Annotated in this window: 13 protein-coding genes and 1 pseudogene; 8 read left to right on the forward strand and 6 right to left on the reverse strand. The window is 62.1% G+C overall.

Going from position 1 to position 19,730, the window contains the following annotated elements:
- Positions 1-26: 26 nt before the first annotated feature.
- Entirely contained in the window at positions 27-776 is a 750-nt protein-coding gene (locus tag AC0NIE_RS27375; protein WP_473485108.1) for a DUF4336 domain-containing protein, read from the reverse strand.
- 899 nt (positions 777-1,675) lie between these two features.
- On the opposite strand from AC0NIE_RS27375, the gene AC0NIE_RS27380 reads away from it, so the two are divergent.
- A complete protein-coding gene (locus AC0NIE_RS27380) occupies positions 1,676-1,843 on the forward strand; it encodes a hypothetical protein (RefSeq protein ID WP_473485106.1) in 168 nt (55 codons plus the stop codon).
- Between the two features lie 415 nt (positions 1,844-2,258).
- On the opposite strand, the gene AC0NIE_RS27385 is transcribed toward AC0NIE_RS27380, so the two are convergent.
- The 3 genes from AC0NIE_RS27385 to AC0NIE_RS27395 form a co-directional block, all read right to left on the reverse strand.
- Positions 2,259-4,103: a peroxidase family protein gene (locus AC0NIE_RS27385; protein ID WP_473485104.1), complete on the reverse strand. Its 1,845-nt coding sequence runs from the start codon at positions 4,101-4,103 to the stop codon at positions 2,259-2,261.
- A 287-nt stretch (positions 4,104-4,390) separates the two neighbouring features.
- Positions 4,391-7,543, reverse strand: coding sequence for an ATP-binding protein (locus AC0NIE_RS27390; protein WP_473485102.1), 3,153 nt, complete (start codon positions 7,541-7,543; stop codon positions 4,391-4,393).
- Between the two features lie 311 nt (positions 7,544-7,854).
- Positions 7,855-8,616, reverse strand: a complete 762-nt coding sequence (locus tag AC0NIE_RS27395; protein WP_292213823.1) for a LuxR family transcriptional regulator — start codon at positions 8,614-8,616, stop codon at positions 7,855-7,857.
- 112 nt (positions 8,617-8,728) lie between these two features.
- Between AC0NIE_RS27395 and AC0NIE_RS27400 the strand changes: the two genes are divergently transcribed.
- From AC0NIE_RS27400 to AC0NIE_RS27425, 6 genes are all read left to right on the forward strand, one after another.
- The gene (locus AC0NIE_RS27400; RefSeq protein ID WP_473485100.1) at positions 8,729-9,619 is read left to right on the forward strand and encodes a proline iminopeptidase-family hydrolase; all 891 of its coding nucleotides are present in this window, start codon (positions 8,729-8,731) and stop codon (positions 9,617-9,619) included.
- A gap of 51 nt (positions 9,620-9,670) precedes the next feature.
- Positions 9,671-10,609 carry an ABC transporter permease gene (locus AC0NIE_RS27405; protein WP_473485099.1) on the forward strand — a complete coding sequence of 313 codons (939 nt, stop codon included), beginning with the start codon at positions 9,671-9,673 and terminating at the stop codon, positions 10,607-10,609.
- Positions 10,606-11,454 (forward strand): ABC transporter permease, encoded by an 849-nt coding sequence (locus AC0NIE_RS27410; RefSeq protein ID WP_473485098.1) that lies wholly within the window; start codon positions 10,606-10,608, stop codon positions 11,452-11,454. The genes AC0NIE_RS27405 and AC0NIE_RS27410 overlap by 4 nt, the downstream gene beginning before the upstream one ends.
- Positions 11,451-13,127: a dipeptide ABC transporter ATP-binding protein gene (locus AC0NIE_RS27415; RefSeq protein WP_473485097.1), complete on the forward strand. Its 1,677-nt coding sequence runs from the start codon at positions 11,451-11,453 to the stop codon at positions 13,125-13,127. The genes AC0NIE_RS27410 and AC0NIE_RS27415 overlap by 4 nt, the downstream gene beginning before the upstream one ends.
- Positions 13,128-13,175: 48 nt before the next feature.
- Positions 13,176-14,675 carry an ABC transporter substrate-binding protein gene (locus AC0NIE_RS27420; RefSeq protein ID WP_473485096.1) on the forward strand — a complete coding sequence of 500 codons (1,500 nt, stop codon included), beginning with the start codon at positions 13,176-13,178 and terminating at the stop codon, positions 14,673-14,675.
- Between the two features lie 1,002 nt (positions 14,676-15,677).
- Positions 15,678-17,630 carry an adenylate/guanylate cyclase domain-containing protein gene (locus tag AC0NIE_RS27425; RefSeq protein WP_473485095.1) on the forward strand — a complete coding sequence of 651 codons (1,953 nt, stop codon included), beginning with the start codon at positions 15,678-15,680 and terminating at the stop codon, positions 17,628-17,630.
- Between the two features lie 495 nt (positions 17,631-18,125).
- Here the strand turns inward: AC0NIE_RS27425 and AC0NIE_RS27430 are convergent, their stop codons facing one another.
- The gene (locus AC0NIE_RS27430) at positions 18,126-18,575 is read right to left on the reverse strand and encodes an OsmC family protein (protein WP_473485094.1); all 450 of its coding nucleotides are present in this window, start codon (positions 18,573-18,575) and stop codon (positions 18,126-18,128) included.
- Positions 18,572-19,201 (reverse strand): GntR family transcriptional regulator, encoded by a 630-nt coding sequence (locus tag AC0NIE_RS27435; protein ID WP_473485093.1) that lies wholly within the window; start codon positions 19,199-19,201, stop codon positions 18,572-18,574. Before AC0NIE_RS27435 ends, AC0NIE_RS27430 begins: the two co-directional genes overlap by 4 nt.
- A 97-nt stretch (positions 19,202-19,298) precedes the next feature.
- Between AC0NIE_RS27435 and AC0NIE_RS27440 the strand changes: the two are divergent.
- Positions 19,299-19,724, forward strand: a pseudogene (locus AC0NIE_RS27440) (transposase); the annotation flags it as partial.
- Between the last annotated feature and the right edge of the window lie 6 nt (positions 19,725-19,730).

Genomic DNA, 19,730 nt, shown 5'->3' on the forward strand with positions numbered 1-19,730 from the left:
CGGGCATTGGCCTTCTAATCACTGCCTCACCGAGCCGACTTTGCGAATATCCTGCGGACAATCTCGTCCTCGTTGGCATCAAAGCAGCGGCCGTGGCTGAGAATGACCCGCCGCGGTTGCCACGATCGGAGCTTGCCTATTACTGCCTTTGCTTTCTGCCGCTGCAGGAGAATTGACAGCCGCATGCCGAAGAAGGTCCGCCCGTGGGGATGGTCCATCCGAGTCAGCTTGATCGCCGTGCGCCAGGGTTCATCGATCATGTCCAGTTCGAGATTGATGATCGTGTCTGTGAGGATCAGCGTCTTTGAAGCGTAGTGGAAAAATATGAACTCTTTGAAGTAGCCACCGGGAAACAGCGTCTGGTCCATGTCCCGCCGCCACGCCTCCGGCGGATTGGTCTCCAAATCTCGCGTGAACGTCACATCGGCGTGCCGTGCCAGCGCTCTTTGGCGAACTCTGGGTGATGCCCAGGTGATTGCCTCTGGAAAGACCTTCGACCACTCACCGATATGAGCGTAGTGAAACTGGTTGGGTGAAACGAGGTGGCGGATCCTGCCCAAGTTCCGCAACTCTTCGGCCAGCGTCACAGAGAACTTGATGGGCGAATGAAGGAACAGATCACCGTTCGACAGGCGCACCACCGTCATCCGAGTAGTAAATGGCAGCGGAAGCTTTACTCCGGCTATCGTCAGATATTCAAACGGGCCGTCAACGACGCCAATATCAGGTCCCTGACATTTGTAAACGTTGATGGGGTCGTAGAGGGACGCACCCATGGTCCTCTCCAACTTGTCAGCTGCGGCGCAAGGACAACATAATCCGGTTGGTCATACAATGCGTCCGGCCTGAAAGGCCGCTTGCCATTCAGAAAAGTCCGTCAGACCTGTCCGCTGCAAAAAAGTGAATGAGCTCAAAGCCGACCTTCGGCGCTGACACTGCGGCGGCCAATGGATTCCAAACTACATGTTAATACGATTTCCACGTGCGAATGACCGCTTTGCGCCTGATATCGGCCATTGAGGTGACCGTTGCCACTGCCTGAAAGCAGACATGGTTGGCGACCATTCTGGAGGCCGCGGTTGCGCCATCTGCGGTAGTTCGAGGGATCCCCGATGAACGGTAGCAGTCGGCCCCTTCCAGAAGTTCGTGCGCGAGTGCCTACGGCACATTATCTACACCTAATGTATAACCTAGCCGATTTCGAAGAAATGGGACATAGTTGAGGAGCATATGATCTCTTGTTCATGAATCCGGGCGAGTCGCCCGGCAGCGATTGGAGATATGAGATGGCAGCCAATTGGGACTTTTATCAGACTCTTAACTCCGGCCGGATCGAGTGGCCGAAGGGTGATCAGACAGTCAGCCCAGGGTACACCCCCAGGTGGGTAGAGGCCTGGGCTGTGCAGGGCGGCGGCATGGGCGCAGGGCAGGACTTTCCGGGCCCCAGTCAAAGCACCGCCCACGGTGCAGGTTGGTCAGCTTTCCCGCCCAACCGCTGGACTGCAGACTGGCCGGGGTGGATAAGCGGAACCTTCCAGCCCGGGCCGGCAGTCGGGATCGCGCTCTTGGCTTCGCGCAATGGCGGGGCTTCTGAATACAATTGGTGGTTTGGAGCTATCTGTCTGCAATAGCAGCTCTCGGTAACTGTCGAGCGAGGCATAGATGGAGAGATGAAATGGCCATCGACCAAGATTTCATCAAGAATTTCGAGGATCAGATCTTGGTCCTTGAGAGCATAGAGAAGGCGGTCCAAGAGGGGATCCGAGACGCCAAGCAAAAGCTAGATCGAATCAAAAACGGGGAACCTATGGACGACGTCTTTGGTGTCCCGCCAAAGAAATAAGTCCGGCGGCTCAGGGCGGGCGGCAATGAGAAACTCCCCACTGGCTCCGCTCAGGGCCGCGTAATCCCGTGTGTTCAAAGCCGAGCGTGGTCTTCGGGCGTGCGAACAGCGTCTCGACCGGGCGTATCCGCCATTCGATGCGCACGGCCTCGCGTCTTCATGGACGCTGCGGAGAACGTCGCGCACCGCCGTTTTTGGACAGCAGCGGACTTGAGTTCACAATGTTGGCAGTCTCGTTTGCTGGACCGATTGTTTCCGGTTTCCGCCGTTGACATTGTCGGAGAGTGGGAACGTGAAGTTGCGACGATACTTGCATGAGCGGCTTGCCAACGGGACAGGTGAACTGGTTCTGGACCGAATCGAAGTTGAAGTCAGCGCAGCTGAAGGTCCGTCATCGGCGTTCGCAACGCGATTTCTATGGTTGCGTTACCCCGGCGAACGCCACCAGATCGGCCACCGTGAAGTTTCCAGGCGTGGACGAAGGAAGGATAGGTGTGAACCCACCGGCGACGTTCAGATAGGATGACGCATCTCGCTTCAAGATCCTGACAAACGTCTCCGCCACGATCCTGCCGCCGACCGGGCCCAACTGATTTCCGCCGGCGAGGACGGCAGCCTCGCGAAGGACGTAATACCACAGTGGCGTCTTGTTCAGCAGTAAACCGCCGCTGGAATTCAGCACAGCCATTTCGGCCGCCGGCAGCCCAGATGTCAACTGCGCCGCGGTCATCGGCGCAATGCCGAATGAGTTGGCCATGCCCTGTCCACTCGGCAGACCGAGAGCTAGAGCGCGCCGGAGGTTTCGCGTTGCCAGAATCGCCATCATTCCAGAGAATCCGGGCAACGATTCCAATCCGTTAGCCATGAAGCTATCGATTTTCCGGGCCTTGTTGTGAATCGGTACTGGCACTCCGGTGTCAAAGAACGCGTTGAAGTCAACGACCCAGGTGGAAAAGACCGGCAGCCGTGGATCGCGATTGAACTCAAAGACCTGTCCAAGTGTGGCTTTCGGGAAGTTGAAATTCACCCAGTACGTATCACGGATCATACTGTGGCCGAACCGGTACGCTGCCACGGCGAACTCGACGGGCATTCGGAACGAGCTGCCGATGGGAGCAGATACGCTCGCCATCGCGTTGTTCACGGCAGCCAGTCCGCAGATTCTTTCCAGAAAGTCATGCACCACGGCCCATTGGTAGTGATGGGTCACGATCCGTTTGGCCTCTGCGAAGATGTCGCCCGCAAACGCTACTGCCACCAGCAGATCAACGACGGCGTTATGGAAACGCAGCATAGCGTGCTGGAACTGTACGATGATCAGATTTTCGTCGTTGCGCGGATCGCCGATCGCAGCAGTATTCGTACCCTGCATGCGGGGCACATCCCAGTTCGTCTGCTGGACCATGCCCGATTTGTCACCGTTGTTGCTGGGGCCGCCCGGGCCAATAGGAGTGTTCGAGCCCCTATGCAGCTTGATTGCGGTAGCTGGACCAGATGTAGGAAATACGTAGAGAAATGGATCTAAGCCAGGCCCGCGGCCGTAAACGGAATCCAGATCGAGCGCCGGGCTCCTCATGTTACTGATTGTATTCGCATCGGTAGCGGCGTCGAGAGTCGACGAGACGTCGAACGTGATGTCATGGTCGACAAACTGACCAAAATAAGTGAAGCCTGCTGGTATCGAAGACACGCCCGCATTAGCGGGATTGTGAGACGCAGGATTAGGATCGCGGCCGGGGTCTCCCATCATGTTACCGAGTTGGCCGAGGAGTGCTTGCGTCGCGACATTGAATGGCAACTTCGTTGCCGCACGGGTGGCCGCGGACGACATGTATCCGAAGCGATCTGCACAGGCAGAACTCAGCCAGGGAAACGGGAACCAGTAGAGCGGAATTTTAACGCCGTGAAAACGTCGAATCCCCGGCTTTAGTGCGAGGATAGACTCTTTGACGTCTTCCGGTAACTTCTCCGCGGGAAGGTCCGCCGGCTTGATGCGATTCGCGCTGGCCAACAGTTGCTCCAGCGAAACGGTGGGCCTCAGATTCGTTTCGGTCACGCGCTTTCGCAACTCCGACAGCACGATCGGCTTTGGGTTAACGAATCCTTTAGGAATCGATGTCTTCTTGAGAAATTCGCTGACTGGCTCGGCAATTTGGGAAGTTGCGGCCGGGTTCGCTGTCTCAGCTTTTCGCTTCGTAGGCTTCGTCGCACCGAGTCGCTTGGGTGTCTGTTTCGCTGAGGCTTTCTTTTTCGTGACCATGCTTGACCTCTTCGAAAATGATTTCAGGAAGTAGCACCCTCACCCAATGGGAAAGGGGGCCTTCAACAAGTTGGGATTAAGCAGAAAGGCCCATGCAGGCGCCACCCGGCTGGAGGACCCAAGTATCGAGCCTCAGCACTGTCTCGCCCGGTCTAGCTCTAGGGGGCCAGCGGTGAGGCATATTTATGCTCGTAGATCGTACGAAGTTCGGTGGCATCATATCACCTCCGATCCAGAGCGGTTCACAAGGAGGTGCGGGCGGTGCCCCTTGCCGCCTCCCGACGGTGTCACATTTTGACGAGTTTGCCTAGGCGGAGCTGGGTCGCGGCCGCGGCGACCACGTTTCCCTTCAGCTCGTAGAGATGCAGCGCTCCGGACACAGCGGCGACCGCCTCGTCGCCTCGGCGGGCGGCCTCGAGCACGTGCGACAGGTCGACCAGTGCATCCGCCCGGTCGTTGACGAAGTCGGTCGCTTCGGCGATCGTCACTGCTTCGCGCGCGAGCGCCTCCGCCGCCCGGAGCTCTGCCCGCCGCGCATGCACGCGTGCGCGCACGCGGCGCCAACGGACCTGCGTCACCAGGTCTCCGCTCGCAGCCAGCTGGGCGCTGAGTTTAGCAAAGTCCTCGGCCTCTTCGTCGCGTCCCTGTTCGAGGATCACCACGGCGAGGGACGCGGCCATCGTCGAACGGAACGCGCGCTCGCCCATCTCCTCAAGCGCACGATACGCTGCGCGCGCGCTCGTCTCGGCCGCAGCGGGGTTCCCGGCGAGCAGCTCGACGACGGCCTCATGCTCTGAGGACGCCACGTAGAGCGTAAGGCCGAGGTCGGCGTAGGTGGCGTTGCTCGTCGCGATCAGATCGCGGGCAATCTCGAAGCGGCCGACAATCGCGTTGAGGCACGCGAGCTGGCGGAGGATCGCTGCCTCGGACTCGGGGCTTTCGCCCACCTGCACGCGCATCGCCTCGCAACGGCGGATGCCCTCGGCTGCCGGGGTGGGCCCGAACCACAAGGAGGAAGCGATCCACGTGAGGATTTCGTAGTACTCATGCCAATCCCCCGCACGTCGCGCGTGAGCAGCAGCTTGCTCCCAAGCTGCAATGGCGGCCTCGCCGCGAGCCGCGGTGAAGGATAGCCAGGCCTCAAGCCGCCGTGCGCGGCAGAGGCCGAGGTCGTCCCCGAGGCGCTCGAAGACCGGGATCACCGCAGCTACCGCGCGTGCCGACTCCTCCAGCCCGCCCTCTTCGCCGTGGAAGATCCGGAGGAACTGCCGCTGAACGAGCACATGCGCTGCCAAGCGCTGGTCGTCAGCGGCAGCGGCCAAGCGCTCCGCCTCGTCCAGCGCGCGCCCGGCGTCGTCCAGCCGGCCGCTTTCGATCAGCGCGCCGCTCAAGTCGGCGAGCAGCACGATCCGCCGTGTGTCATCGGTGGGAAGCAGCCGGGAAACCCTCTCAAGCAGGCTGATCGCCGCCGGCAGGTCGCTGCGGACAAGCGCTCGCCGCCCGGCTGCCTCGAGCCGTTCGCACGCCCGGGCGGCAAGCGAGGCCGCGCGCACGTCGCGCGGACCGAGCGCGACACGGTACTGAAAGGCCTGTTCGAGATGATAGCCGACAATCTCCTCAAACTCGCGTAGCCGGTCCGCGGCCGCTAGCTCGAGCCAGGCGGCGAAGCGCTCGTGCAGGTCGGCGCGCGCATTCTTCGGCAGGGAGCGATACGCGGCGTCGCGGATCAGGACGTGACGGAAGCGATAGGCCTTCTCGCCGGCGAACAACGGCGCCTCCGGGCGGATCAGGTCCCGGCGGACGAGCGCGAGCAAACCGTCCTCGAATGTGTCGAGCACCGGGCAGGCGAGCTCGCTGACGGCGCTCCGATGGAATACTGAGCCCTCGACCGCTGCGGCCGTCAGGATGGCGCGCTCGACGGACGGGAGGCCCTCGAGACGGGCAGCGAGAAGCGCGTTGATAGTCGAGGGGACGGGCAGCTCAACGAGGTCCGACGCGGCGACCCAGCTGTCGGGCGCCTGCCTGAGCAACGCGTCGTCGACGAGCATCGCCACGAGTTCCTCAGCGAAGAGCGCATTGCCCTCGGCCGCGCTCGCGATCCTCGACTCGGCAGCGGGCGGCAGCGGCGCGGGGCCAAGCAGGTTGGAGATCAGCTCGCGGCATTCCGCGTCGCTGAGCCGCTCGAGGACGATCGACGTCGCGTTGCGTTTGCCGGCCCCCCAGCCAGGACGCGAGTCGAAGAGCTCCGGCCGCGCGATGCAGATGAGCAGGATCGGGAAATCGCGTGAGAAGTCGGCGACGTGCTCGACTAAGTCGAGGAATGTCGACTCGGCCCAATGGACGTCGTCCACCACAACGACGAGCGGCCCCGCTCGCGCGAGCGCCTCAAACAGCCTCCGGACGGCCCAGGCGGTCTCCTCGGTCGTCCCTTGTCCCGCGCCGCCAAGCCCGAGCGCCCCGGTCACACGCTCGGCAATCAGCCGGGCCTTCTCGTCGCCTGCGAGCCGCGCCTCGACCACCGCTGCGAGTTGCTTGCCGGAGTCCGGTCCCTCCGCGCGGGTAAGCTCCCGGACGATCTCGGCCAGCGGCCAATAGGTGATGCCCTCGCCATAGGGCAGACAGCGGCCGTGCAAGACTGTGACATCCTCGGCAAGGCCGCTCGTGAACTCCCGTACGAGCCGCGACTTTCCCACACCCGCGTCGGCGAGAATGGTGACCAGGTGGCAGGTCCTATCGCCGACCGCGTTGCGGAAGACGGTCTCAAGCAAGGCTCGTTGGCGTTCGCGCCCGACGAAAGGCGAGTCGAAGCGGCGCGCAACGCCGGGGGCGTGGGCGAGGACTTCTAACACGGCGAGGGCGCGGATGGTCGCGCCGCGCTTGAGTGCGCGCGGCCCGCTCGGCTCGACGACGACCGCATCGCGCACGAGCTTGTGCGTCGGCTCCCCTATCAGGATCTCATTCGCCGTCGCTGCCTCCTCAAGGCGCTTCGCGACAATGACGGCCTCTCCGGCGACTGACAAGTATCCCTGCGTTTGGTCGCCGGCGATCACCTCGCCGGTGTTGATGCCGATTCGGTTCATAAGGCGGACGCCCCAACCGGCTTCGAGCTCGTGGTTAAGGATGGCAAGTGTTTCGCGCATCTCCACCGCTGCCCGCACCGCGCGCAGCGCGTCGTCTTCGTGGACGAACGGCATGCCGAACACAGCCATGATCGCGTCCCCGATATAGTTGTTCACGATTCCGCCGTGCCGTTGAACGACGGCGCTCAACTCGCCGAAGTACCGGGAGAGCAGGTTCCGGAGCGCTTCGGGATCGAGGGAGAGGCTAAGCCGCGAGGAATCGACGATGTCGGCGAAGAGGATGGTGACCGTCTTGCGGGCGTCCGGCCCGGGCTCCCGCGCGGCCGGCGCTGCCGGCTTAGCTGGAACCGAGGAAGCCACCTTAGGCCTCCGCTTCGGGTTCGGCCGGAGATGGTTATCCGATGACATGGCACGGCTCCGTGTCTTAGCCTCCCCACGCCGCTGACCAGTTGCGGATTGTCATGGGTGCTGCTTTCACGATACAGCCGCTTCTCAACAAGAACAAAGCGGTTTCCTCGCCGCTCAAAACTCCCGCACTTCTTCCAAAGATACCTTTTGGGCTATCTGCGGGGCTTTAGTTGGCTTCTCCCTCATAGGTGGAAGAAACCGAGCGGTCCGTCCGCAGAAAGCGATACCCGCACCGGGCCTGCTGGGGTGATAGGGCCTTTTCGTCAGTTGTCGAGCAGGCGGAAATGCGCGGCGCGAACGACGGCCTGCGTGCGGTTCCTGGCGCCCAGCTTCCTGGCGGCGGCGGTGAGGTGCATGACGACCGTAGGAATCGAGCGCCCGATGACGCGCGAGATCTCCTTGGCAGAGAGGCCATGTGCCGAATGGCGGAGACACTCGCGCTCGCGCTCAGTCAAGGACGGCAGGAGCGGACTGAGAGCCGATCGGTCGTAGAGGGCGTAGGCCGTGTCGTGGAAGACATGCGCCAGCAAGCTAAAGCGCGCGATGGTTCCCGCATCCCGATCTACCATCTCGTCCGCGCCGAGGCGGATGCCGGTAACCGTGGCATAGCCGCCGCGCGGCATGTGGATAGGGATCGTGACGCCGCTAGTGAGGTCGCGCTCGCGCAGATAGCGCGCAACGGGTTCCGTAGTCTCGTCGAGGAGCGCGCCTATCTCGGTGTCGATCTCCTTGTTGTAGCTCCAGGCGAAGGGGGTGGAGCTGCGCGCCGCCACGATCTGCACCGGATCGATGCGGAAGTAACCTCGATCGCACCAATAGTCGCGCATGTCGTCATCGATGTTACGCAGCTTGAGCATCGACGGGATCATGATAGCGCCGTCGAGATCGTACGGGATGGGCGTGTAGTCGTAGACCAGCGCGTCGTAGCCTAGGCCGGACAGGGCGGCGAACGCCTCGTCGATGCATTCGTCCAAGGTGCCATGGCGAGTGAAACGCCGCCTGATCGTTGTGATTTCGTCCAGCATGAGCTCTTCCGCCTACATCCCGGACCACCCTATCACTTCTTATAGCTGACGCACTCCCAACGTTTCGCTTAATATATGAGCATGCCTAAAATCTGTGCATTCGGAGCGTATCATGTGGCGAGAGATGGCGGCCGACGATCGCATCGAGGTAAATGTCGACGGCTTTAAAGTCGTCGCCTACAGCTTCGGCTCCAGCACCGAGACGGTGTTCTGCCTCAACGGCGGGCCTGGCCTGGCCTGCGACTACCTTCGCGAATCGCACTCCTGCCTGATAGACAAGGGATACAGGGTCGTGGCGTTCGACCAGCTTGGCACCGGCGCCTCCGACCGGCCCACGGACACCTCGTTGTGGACTATCGCGCGCTACGTCGAGGAGACCGAGACGGTTCGCAGGACGCTGGGACTCGGCAATGTACACATGCTGGGTCATTCCTGGGGCGGCTGGCTGGCGATCGAATATGCGCTTGCCTACCAGGAGAACCTGCAGACGTTGATCCTCGAGGATACGGTCGCCGACATGCCGCATCTTGTTCTGGAACTGGAACGCCTGCGCGCGTCGCTGGGACCCGAGACCGTATCGATGATGCAGAAGCACGAGGCGCAGGGAACCTACGGTCATCCGGAATACATGGCGGCGGTGACGATCCTCAACTACCGCCATGTCTGCCGCCTGCCCGAATGGCCGGCGCCGGTGCGCCGCTCGCTCGACGACTGGAGCATGGGACCCTACGCGACCATGCAAGGTCCGAACGAGTTTCTCTACATCGGCAATCTCAAGGACTGGAACCGGGTGCCCGACCTGCCCAGGATCAAGGTGCCGGTGCTGATCACGCATGGTGAGCACGACGAACTGACACCAGCCTGTGGTCTGCGCATGAAGCTTGGCCTGCCGCAGTCGGAGTTGCACATCATCCCGAATGCGAGTCACATGCCCTTCTACGAGAACCCAGCTGCATACTATCCGATCCTTTTAGGGTTCCTCTCGCGCAACAAGGCAGGCTGATGCAGGCGGAATGCAGGGGAAAGGGAGCGGACGGGGAAACACCTCAGGGCCATGCACCGCTATAAGTTCGTTCTATACCGTCCGCTTCAGTTCCTGCCGGTGCTGTTCGGCATCAGCGTGATCACGTTCATCCTTGTCCGGCTGATCCCCGGCGACCCCGCTCGCGTTCTGCTCGGCACCCGCGCCACCCCCGAAGCGATCGCCCGCATCCGCGCGCAGTACGGCCTCGATGAGTCCATGCTCGCCCAGTATTTCTACTTCCTGCGCAACCTCGCGGAGGGCGAGATGGGGCGCTCGATCCTCTACAAGATCGATGTGCTGAAGCTGATCGCCACGCGCATCGAGCCCACTCTGACGCTGGTGCTTTGCAGCGTTGTGCTGTCGGTATTGATCGCCGTGCCGGTGGCGGCGATCGCGGCGCGCAATCAGGGCAGGCTGGCCGACCAAGTTATCCGCATCGTTTCCACCTTCGGCATCGGCTTCCCGCCCTTCTGGCTCGGCCTGATGCTGATCATCCTGTTCAGCGTCGAACTCGCCATTCTCCCGGTGTCCGGTTACGGCAACACGCTTTCTGAAAAGCTTGCACATCTCGTGCTGCCGAGCCTCACTGTCTCGCTGTCGCTGTCGACCGTTCTGGCCCGCAGCTTGCGGGCGGCGATGGTCGAAGGCTTGAAGTCCGACGTGGCGACTGCCGCGCGCGCGCGCGGCATGCCGGAGAGCATCGTGTTCTGGCGCCACGTGCTGCCAAATTCGTTGGTGCCGACCGTCAACCTTCTCGCCGTAAACATAGGTTGGCTGATAGGCGGCACCGTCGTGGTGGAGACCGTCTTCGCGCTGCCCGGCATGGGCCAGCTGCTGGTGCGCGCCATCTTCTCGCGCGACTACATGGTCGTGCAGGGCGTGGCGATGGTCTTCGCGTGCGCCACCGTGCTGATCAACTTCCTGGCTGACATCGTCACGGTGGCTCTCGATCCGAGGGTGAAGCTGTGAGCGAGCCCTTGGCCGCGCCCGCGCTCGGCAGGAAGGGCCGCTTTCGCCGCCGCGGTACGCTGGCGGCCGGCGTCTTCCTGCTTGGGGCGTTCGTCGTCCTCGCGCTCGGCGCGCCGCTGATCGCGCCCTACGATGCGATCGCCCAGGACGCGACAGCACGGCTCCAGGGGCCGTCCTGGCCGCACCCGTTCGGGACCGACAATTTCGGCCGCGACATCCTCTCGCGCGTCATCTGGGGCACGCGCATCGACCTCAAGATCGCCGTCATCGGCGTTATCTTCCCCTTTCTCATCGGCACCACGCTGGGCACGATAGCCGGCTTCTTCGGCGGGATAGTCGACGCCATCTTCATGCGGCTGGTCGACATCATCCTGGCCTTCCCGTTCCTGGTATTGATGCTGTCGATCATTGCGATCCTGGGGCCTGGCCTGGCCAGTTTTTACATCGCCATGGCCCTCGTCGGCTGGGTTTCCTACGCGCGGCTCATCCGCGCCCAGATGCTCGTGCTCAAGAACCACGACTACGCGGTTGCGGCGGTCAGCCTCGGCTTCAGCCGCATGCGCATCATGTTCCGTCACCTCCTGCCCAATGCCGCTGCCGGCTCGGTCGTCTTCGCGATGTCCGACGCGGTCCTCGTCCTGCTGAATGGCGCGGCCATTAGCTATCTCGGGCTGGGCGTGCAGCCGCCAGTCGCGGAGTGGGGCGTGATGGTGGCGGAAGGCCAAGCCTTCGTCACCACCGCGTGGTGGATTACATTGTTCCCGGGGCTTGCGATCGTGACGCTCGCCTTCGCCTTCAGCATGATCGGCGACGGGCTGGCCGATTTGTTCGGGGTTCACGAGTGATCGCGGCGCTGCTCAAGGTCACCGACCTGACGGTCGTCCATGACGGTGACGGCGGGGAGCGTACCCTGCTTGATGCCGTGTCGCTCGATCTCGCCCCGGGAGAAGTGCTCGGGCTGGTCGGCGAGAGCGGGTCGGGCAAGAGCCTGCTCTGCCGCTCACTCGTTAGGCTGCTGCCATCGAGCCGGCTCAGGATCAGCGGTGGCTCGATCACACTTTCCGGGCGTGAGCTGACGACCGCGCCGGAAGCCGAGATGCTCGCGGTGCGCGGCGGTGAAATCGGCATGATCTTTCAGAATCCGAGCAGCCATCTCGACCCGGTCATGAGGATCGGCGACCAGATCACCGAGGGCATCCGCTTTCACCAGCAGCTGGACGCCAAGGCGGCGCGCGCCGCGGCGGTGGATATCCTCGCCCAGGTCGGGTTTCCGGATCCGGCTCGGCAATACGATAGCTACCCGCACGAATTCTCCGGCGGCATGCGCCAGCGCGCCATGATCGGCGCGGCGCTATCAAGCAATCCCAGGATCCTGATCGCCGACGAGCCGACGACGGCACTCGACGTGACGATACAGGCGCAGATCCTGCGGCTTCTGAGGGACATCCGCGCCAGGCGTGGACTCTCGGTGATCCTGGTCACCCACGATCTCGGCATCGTTGCCCAAGTCTGCGACCGCATCGCGGTGATGTGGCAAGGTCGACTGGTGGAGATTGGAGAGAAGCGCGGTCTGCTTGCGGCGCCGGCGCATGCCTACACCCGTTCGCTGATCGCCAGTCATCCCTCGCTGCCGGAGGAGGACATGCCGGCAAAGGCTGAGAAGCTCCGGGCACCCGGAGCGGTGCCGGTGGTCGACATCGAGAAGCTGCACGTGCGCTTCGCCACGGGCGGCCTGTTCCGGCGAGGCGCGGTTGATGCCGTCAATGGGGTCACACTCCGTGTCATGCCGGGCGAAACGGTCGGCATTGTCGGCGAATCCGGAAGCGGCAAGAGCACTCTGGCGCGCGCCGTCCTTGGACTTACGCCGGTCTCGTCAGGCACGATACGGTTCGATGGTACGGATATCGCATCGGGTCGCGCAGTCCTCGGCATGCTGCGACGTCAAACCGCCATGGTTTTCCAGGACCCCTACAACGCCCTCAATCCTCATCTTACCGTTGGCAAGATGCTGGCGGAGGTCCTGCGGGTACAGGGCAAAATCGAGACCGCGCAAATTCCGGCACGCTGCGGCGAACTGCTCGACCTGGTCGGCTTGGGGCGCGCGTTCCTCGACCGCAAGCCGCGCTCGATGAGCGGCGGCCAATGCCAGCGGGCCGGCATAGCTCGCGCGCTCGCCGTCGACCCGAAACTTATCATTGCGGACGAGTGCGTGGCCGCCCTCGACGTCACCATCCAGGCGCAGATCGTGGAGTTGTTCCGCGAACTGGTGGAACGTATGTCGCTCACGCTGATATTTATCGCCCACGATCTCGCAATCGTTCGCAATCTCTGCCAGCGTGTTGTGGTGATGCACCGCGGCGTGATCGTCGAGGAAGGTCGGTCGGAGGAAGTGTTCTCCCGGCCGAAGCATGCCTACACCGCCGCGCTGATTGCCGCCGTTCCGCATATCGATCCGGACAAGCCGCTGCTTGCTCCCTCGAAGATGGCGACCCCGCAGGCCGACGGGGTCGCAAACTGAAACCAAAGGCAAACCAGAAGGGGAATAACGATGTTAAGAAGCAAATGGATGCGCATCGGCTTGGTCACCGTTATGACCAGCCTGTCCCTGGGGGCGACGCTCGCAGAAGCCGCCGGCGTACTCACGATTGGCCGGCGCGAAGACTCGACCACCTTCGATCCGATCAAGACCGCCCAGAACATCGACCTGTGGGTGTTCGCCAACGTCTATGACGTGCTGATCCGCGTCGACAAGACGGGCACCAAGCTGGAGCCCGGTCTCGCCGAGAGTTGGGAGGTCAGCCCGGACGGCCTCACCTATACACTAAAGCTGCGCGACGCGAAGTTCTCGGACGGCTCCGACCTGACGGCCGACGACGTGGTGTTCAGCCTCACCCGCATCAGGGATGACGAGGGTTCGCTGTGGGCGGATCCTTTCAAGGTGATGGATACGGTCGAGGCAACCGATCCAAAGACCGTCACGATCAAACTCAAGCAGGCGACCGCGCCGTTCCTGGCGACGCTGGCCTTCCCGATCGCCTCGGTTCTTTCCAAGAAGGGCTTCGAGACGCTCGGTCCGGAGAAATATGCCGAAACACCCATCGGCTCTGGCGCCTTCACCATCACGGAATGGAGGCGCGGCGACCGTGTCATCCTGGCGAAAAATCCGCATTTCTGGGAGGCCGAGCGTGTCAGCCTCGACGGCGTCGAGTGGATCTCCGTGCCGGACGATAACACCCGCATGCTGAACGTGCAGGCCGGCCAGCTCGACACCGCGATCTTTGTGCCGTTCTCACGCGTCGCCGAACTGCAGAAGGATTCCAACCTCACCGTTCATCTCGACCCGTCGACCCGCGAGGATCACCTGCTGATTAACCACGAGCATGGCGCGCTGGCGAAGAAGGAGGTGCGGCAGGCCCTCGACATGGCCATCGACGAGCAGGCTGTGGTCGATACGGTGACGTTCGGCTACGGCGAGGTCGCAAACTCCTACGTCCCGAAGGGCGCACTCTATTACTACGCCGACAATCTGAAGCGGCCCTACGATCCGGAAAAGGCCAAGCAGATGCTGGCCGACGCCGGGGCCTCGGACCTGACGCTCAACTACGTCGTGCGGGCCGGCGACGAGATCGTCGAGCAGACGGCCGTGCTGCTGCAGCAGCAGCTCGCCAAAGCCGGAGTCACCGTCAACATCCAGAAGGTCGACCCGAGCCAGGAATGGGACATGCTGGTGGCCGGCGACTATGACGTCTGTGTCAACTACTGGACCAACGACATCCTCGACCCAGACCAGAAGACCACCTTCGTTCTCGGCCACGACGCGAACATGAATTACATGACCCGCTACAACAACGAGAAGGTCAAGGAGCTGGTCGCGGCGGCGCGCATCGAGATGGATCCGGCCAAGCGCGAGCAAATGTACACCGATCTGCAGAAGATGGCCAAAGAGGACGTCAACTGGATCGATCTGTACTACAGCCCGTTCATCAACGTCTCGCGTAATAAAATCGAGAACTTCTACCAGAATCCGCTGGGCCGGTTCTTTCTGGAAGACGTGGTCAAGAACTAGACTTGTGAACGAAGCCACGGGACGCCGCTCTGCGGCGTTCCGCCCAGCCCTGACAGCACGTTTGGCGTGCTGCCCGTCTTACCGCGCGTCGTTTGTTGGAACAGGTGAGCGATCTGCTGCTGTCGCTACTTCCGCTTTCTGACAGTTCCGCGCTGATTGCGGACGGTCCGCACTCGTGAACCAAGACTGCCGGGCGGCAATGCCTCTATCTCTGCCGGAGAGATCACCTTTGCCGCTTCCTGAAAGCAGACATAGCCCGCGACCACGCTGGAGGTCATGGATGCGCCAGAAGTAGCCACTCCCGGGTCTTCTCCAAACCCGACCTTCGCCCTTCGGCCGCTGTCGACCGATAGTGTTCTCTAATGGGTCAAGGGCGACGGCTCGGTTGTGAGCGTTATCGACGCTTTCGGGTGCCTGCGTTCTCTACGTGCTCATGGGCACTTGATGGGGTTAGCTGGGTGTGGAGCGGCTTGGTGCAGTCGAGCGGCTTATGGAGCGCAAAATTCAAGGCAGCGATTGCCTACTATCCGATATGTTCGGTAGCGAGTGGCGACAGTCCCGACCTTGATCCTGATCGGCGAGCTTGACGATTGGAGCCCCGCCAAAAAAAATGCCGAGAGATGATGAAGCAGCGCAGCGGCAGGGGAAGCTCCGTGCAGCTTCAGGTCTACAAGGGCGCTCATCACGCGTTTGATGCCCCGGAATTCAAGACTGGCATCGAGGCCTACGGTCACTGGGTGGAGTACAAAGCGGTTGCAGCCGACCGATCCGTAAGCGTTGACACTCTCGACACTGCGCGAGAAAGGGGCGCATCTTCGAGGCGCCCGCGTCCGCGACTGAGGCGGGCGCTCTTCCATATTTACGAAAGGAACACCCCTATGAGGATCGGAATCATCGGCGCTGGAAACATCGGCGCCACATTGGTGCGAATGCTTCGGCGCGTCCTCTCCTTAAAGCCGTCACCGGGCTTGCAATGCGGTGGCGCATTATGACATTGGCTGCATGAGCACGTCCGCACAACCAGTGCGTCTGGTCCGCCCCGAAAAGAAGCGGCGTCGCATCCCCATTGCAGTCATCATGGCGATGAGTTTCGGCAGCCTCGTGTTCCTGTCGGTCGGCGGCGTGCTCGCATTGTCGGTCGGCGCCAACCTTCGCAACACTTTCGACCTGCTCGGCGCCCAGTCGACGCTCCTGATCGATGCGATGGAGGATTCGCTGCGCGCCGAGATGGGGCGCGCCGAGAGCGCCGTGGACGGCGTCGCGCAGCTCTACAAGCAGGGCGAGTTCCAGATCGACGACGAGGCGATGTCGGCGGCAGTTGCCAGTGCGCTGGCGGCAGCGCCGGGGGTGAACGCAATGTTGATCTGCACACCCGACCTGATTTGCAGGGGGGCGGCGGTGACCGGGGACAACGACGCCAAATATCCTGCCGGAACGATCCGGAAACTCCCCGCCGAGACCGAGAAATCGCCGCAAGTGCGCGCCGTTCTTGAAGAGCGCCAGCAGGTCGACGGACGCCGGTGGGGCGCCTTCGTGGCCAACGAACATGGCTTGTTCGCCAACGTCTCGGCGCCGCTGTCACGCGATGGCGCCACGAAGGCCTGGGTGATCGCCGCGGTGGAACTGCAGAACTTGTCCAAAATCACGCAGGAACTGTCGTCGCGCTTCGGCACGCATGCCTTCATTCTGGATGGCGACGGATCCATCCTGGCGGACCAGCGGCTGGCTTCCCCGGATGCGCTGAAGGACGGCATCCTGCCGCTGACGCCGCTCGCCAATTTCGGCGATCCGGTTCTCGCCGGATATGAGGCGCGCAAACCGGAACCGGAGTTCAGCACGCAGCGTACCCGCGATATCGAGGTTGCCGAAATCCGGGTTGACGAAATCCAGGTTGACGACAAGGACGGCTCGACGTCATGGGACGGAGAGAACACTTACGTCGCTATTACCCGTGAGATCACCGGCTATGGCGACCGGCCCTGGACGCTCGGCGCGTATTTCAAGACCAGTCAGATCGGTGACGAAATCGAGCGCGTCATGGGATCGGCCATGCTTGGACTTGGCGCGATGGCGGTGGCGGTCATCGTCGCGATTCTTCTCGGCAAGCGCCTGTCGCGCCCGATCCAGGCGATTGCCGGCCAGGCCACGCGCGTCGCCGATTTCGATCTCGACGGCGTGACCCCCCTGCCGCGCAGCAGGGTACTGGAGTTGGACAACCAGGCTTCGGCGTTCAATGCCATGCTGATCGGTCTGCGTGCATTCTCGACCTATGTTCCGCGCTCGCTGGTGGCCAAGCTGGTGCGCACCGGAGAGAGCGGCATCGCCGAACCGCGTGAAGCGGTCGTCACCGTTATGTTCACCGACATCGCCGGCTTCACCACGCTGTCGGAGCAGATGGACGCCGCCGCCGCGGCCAGGCTGCTGAACCACCACTTCGCGATCCTGTGCGGCGCGGTCGATGCACATGGCGGCACGGTCGACAAGTTCCTGGGCGACGGCATGCTGGCGTTCTTCGGCGCGCCGGATCGTCTGAAGGGCCATGCCGCCGCGGCCGTCCGCGCAGCCGCGGCCATCCGCGAGAAGCTGGACAAGGACAATCTGGAAGCGGCTGGCGAAGGCCGGCCTCCGCTTCATGTCCGTATCGGCATCCACACGGGCTCCGTCATCGTCGGCAATATCGGCGCATCCGATCGTGTCAACTATACGATCGTCGGCGACACCGTGAACGTCAGCCAGCGGCTGCAGGACCTCGGCAAGCAGCTCGAACCGGGCGCCACCGCCGCAATCGCCATTTCCGGCGAGACCGCGTCGCGGCTCGACGAAAGGTTCGAAAGGATCCCGGCGGGCAAGCACCGGCTGCGCGGCCGCGGCGAGGCGACGGAGGTCTTCCAGCTTGGCAAAGTCGCGACGTCAGCATCGCCCCCTATGGACGTTCACCGCGCCCAAGCGGGCTGAGTAACATGCCACTTCCATGCCGCTGATCGGCGGCTTGAAGAAGCCGACGGCTTTGGGAATGACTGGAGCCGGGTCACCTAGCGCCGTAGCTGATTTCAATTGGAACGGCAGGAACGGTGCAAAGTCGCTGTTCCGGGCAACGTCCGCTTACGAGCCGCCAAATCGGCCTAGCAAGGGCCCGTTTGGGGTCAAGACTGGTGGTTCTGGTGAACGTCGGCTTCCGGGAAGGAAATTCGGTCAGGAAGGGCCGCTTCGGGTCAACTCACGACGATAGTCCGCCGACCCAAAGCGGAAGTTCGCTTCCGCCCAGTCGAACTCACGCCCATGACCCATCGGTGACCTTCATTGTCCGCATTGTGAACGGCAGCAATGCTGACCCAATGCGGACACAACTCGCAGACACCGGGGAAGCGAAACTAAGGATAGCCAATGTGCTTAAGCAGCGAACGCCCAACTAGTGGCTTTTGAGCAGGTCGCCATGCCGTCGAATGCCTGTCAAGTGACGACCTGGATTTCCGTCTTCACGGAATTGGCAATGAAGCACTGTTCATGCGCCGAGTGGTGAAGTTCCGCTTCTGTTGCGGCGGTTGGCGTTTCACCGGCGTAGACAATGGTCGGATTGAGGTCAATGCGGCTGACTACCAATCGTCCGTCCACCTTCTCCATCATCCCGACCGCCTTGTCGGTATAGCTCTCCACGACGATCCCCTGGGGCGCCGCGATCGAGAGAAAGGTCAACATGTGGCAGCTGGAAATCGCCGCGATGTAAGCCTCCTCCGGGTCGACGTTGGCTTCCACTGAATAAGGAAGCGGAACGATATGTGGCGAAGCGGATGCCGGCACCACTTGGCCTCCGTCGAAGCGCCAGATGTGCGCGCGGCTGTAGCGCTTGTCGGTGAATACCGCTCCTTCTCGCTCCCAGTGCACTTCGACGGTCATTTTCATGATTGATCCTTTGTCGGAACGGAAAGAAGTCTTGCAGTCGTCTGGGTCAGATGGCAGCGAAGATGCTGCGCCGCAGCGTCGAAATCGCGCCTCGCACAAGCGGCAACGATCGCCGCGTGTTCCTCGAAGAAATCAATTCGCTCCTGGGCGCCACGCCCTTGGTGAAGGGTTGACCGCCGGGATTCTCGTCGAAGGTCTTCGACGGTCTCAAGTAATCGAGTATTCGTGCAACCGCTGTACAGGGCGAGGTGAAATTGCTGGTCGAGCTCCAGAATCCGCGACGGATCGTACTCCGCGAACAGCTCGTCGTTGAGCCTCTCAGCCTTACGCAAGGCGGAAGGCTGAAGCTCCGGCAACGACTGCTCCAAGGCAGCGACCTCCAAAATGGCCCGAAGTTCGCAAAGTTCGGTCGCCTCCCGCTCTGAGAGGATCGCGACTGCCAGGCTTCGATCGGGTCGCCGCACGACCAAGCCACTTCCGAGCAAACGGTCCAGGGCCTGTCTGACTGGCTGGCGGCTCACTCCGAAACGCTCGGCGATCGATTCCTGCTTGAGAACCGAACCTGGTGCCAATTCACCTGACTCAATCTCGTCTTGCAGCTCGCTAAAAATCGATTTTGGATCCATGGATCCAAACAGTATGATATTTCGGAGTTGGTCAAGCTCTAATCAGCTTCAACCGTTTTCCTGAAAAGTGGCATTCCCGCTTTTCCGCTCAAGCGCAGGGCTGGACGGCACGGTCATCGCGCAGAACATGCAGTGCCACTGCCATCAGGAGTTCATCAGCTTCCTCAACCGCATCGAGCGCGAGGTGCCGGCAGACAGGCAATCCATGTAATCCTCGACAATTTCGCCGCGCAAAAAAAGACAAGGTCAGCGCCTGGCTCGACCGCCACCGGCGCTGGACCTTCCATTTCACCCCAACATCCTGCTCCTGGTTCAACGCGGTCGAGGGCTTCTTCGCCAAACTCACCCGGCGCAGGCTCAAGCACGGCGTCTTCCATTCCGTTGTCGATCTTCAGGCCGCCATCAACCGCTTCATCCGCGAATACAATGCCGAGAACCCGCGACCATTCATCTGGAAGCCAACCCCGATGACATCATCGCCGCCCGAAACCGCGGGTTCCAAACGTTGGAATCAATCCACTAGGTCGTG

This window comes from Mesorhizobium sp. WSM4842, assembly GCF_055901575.1.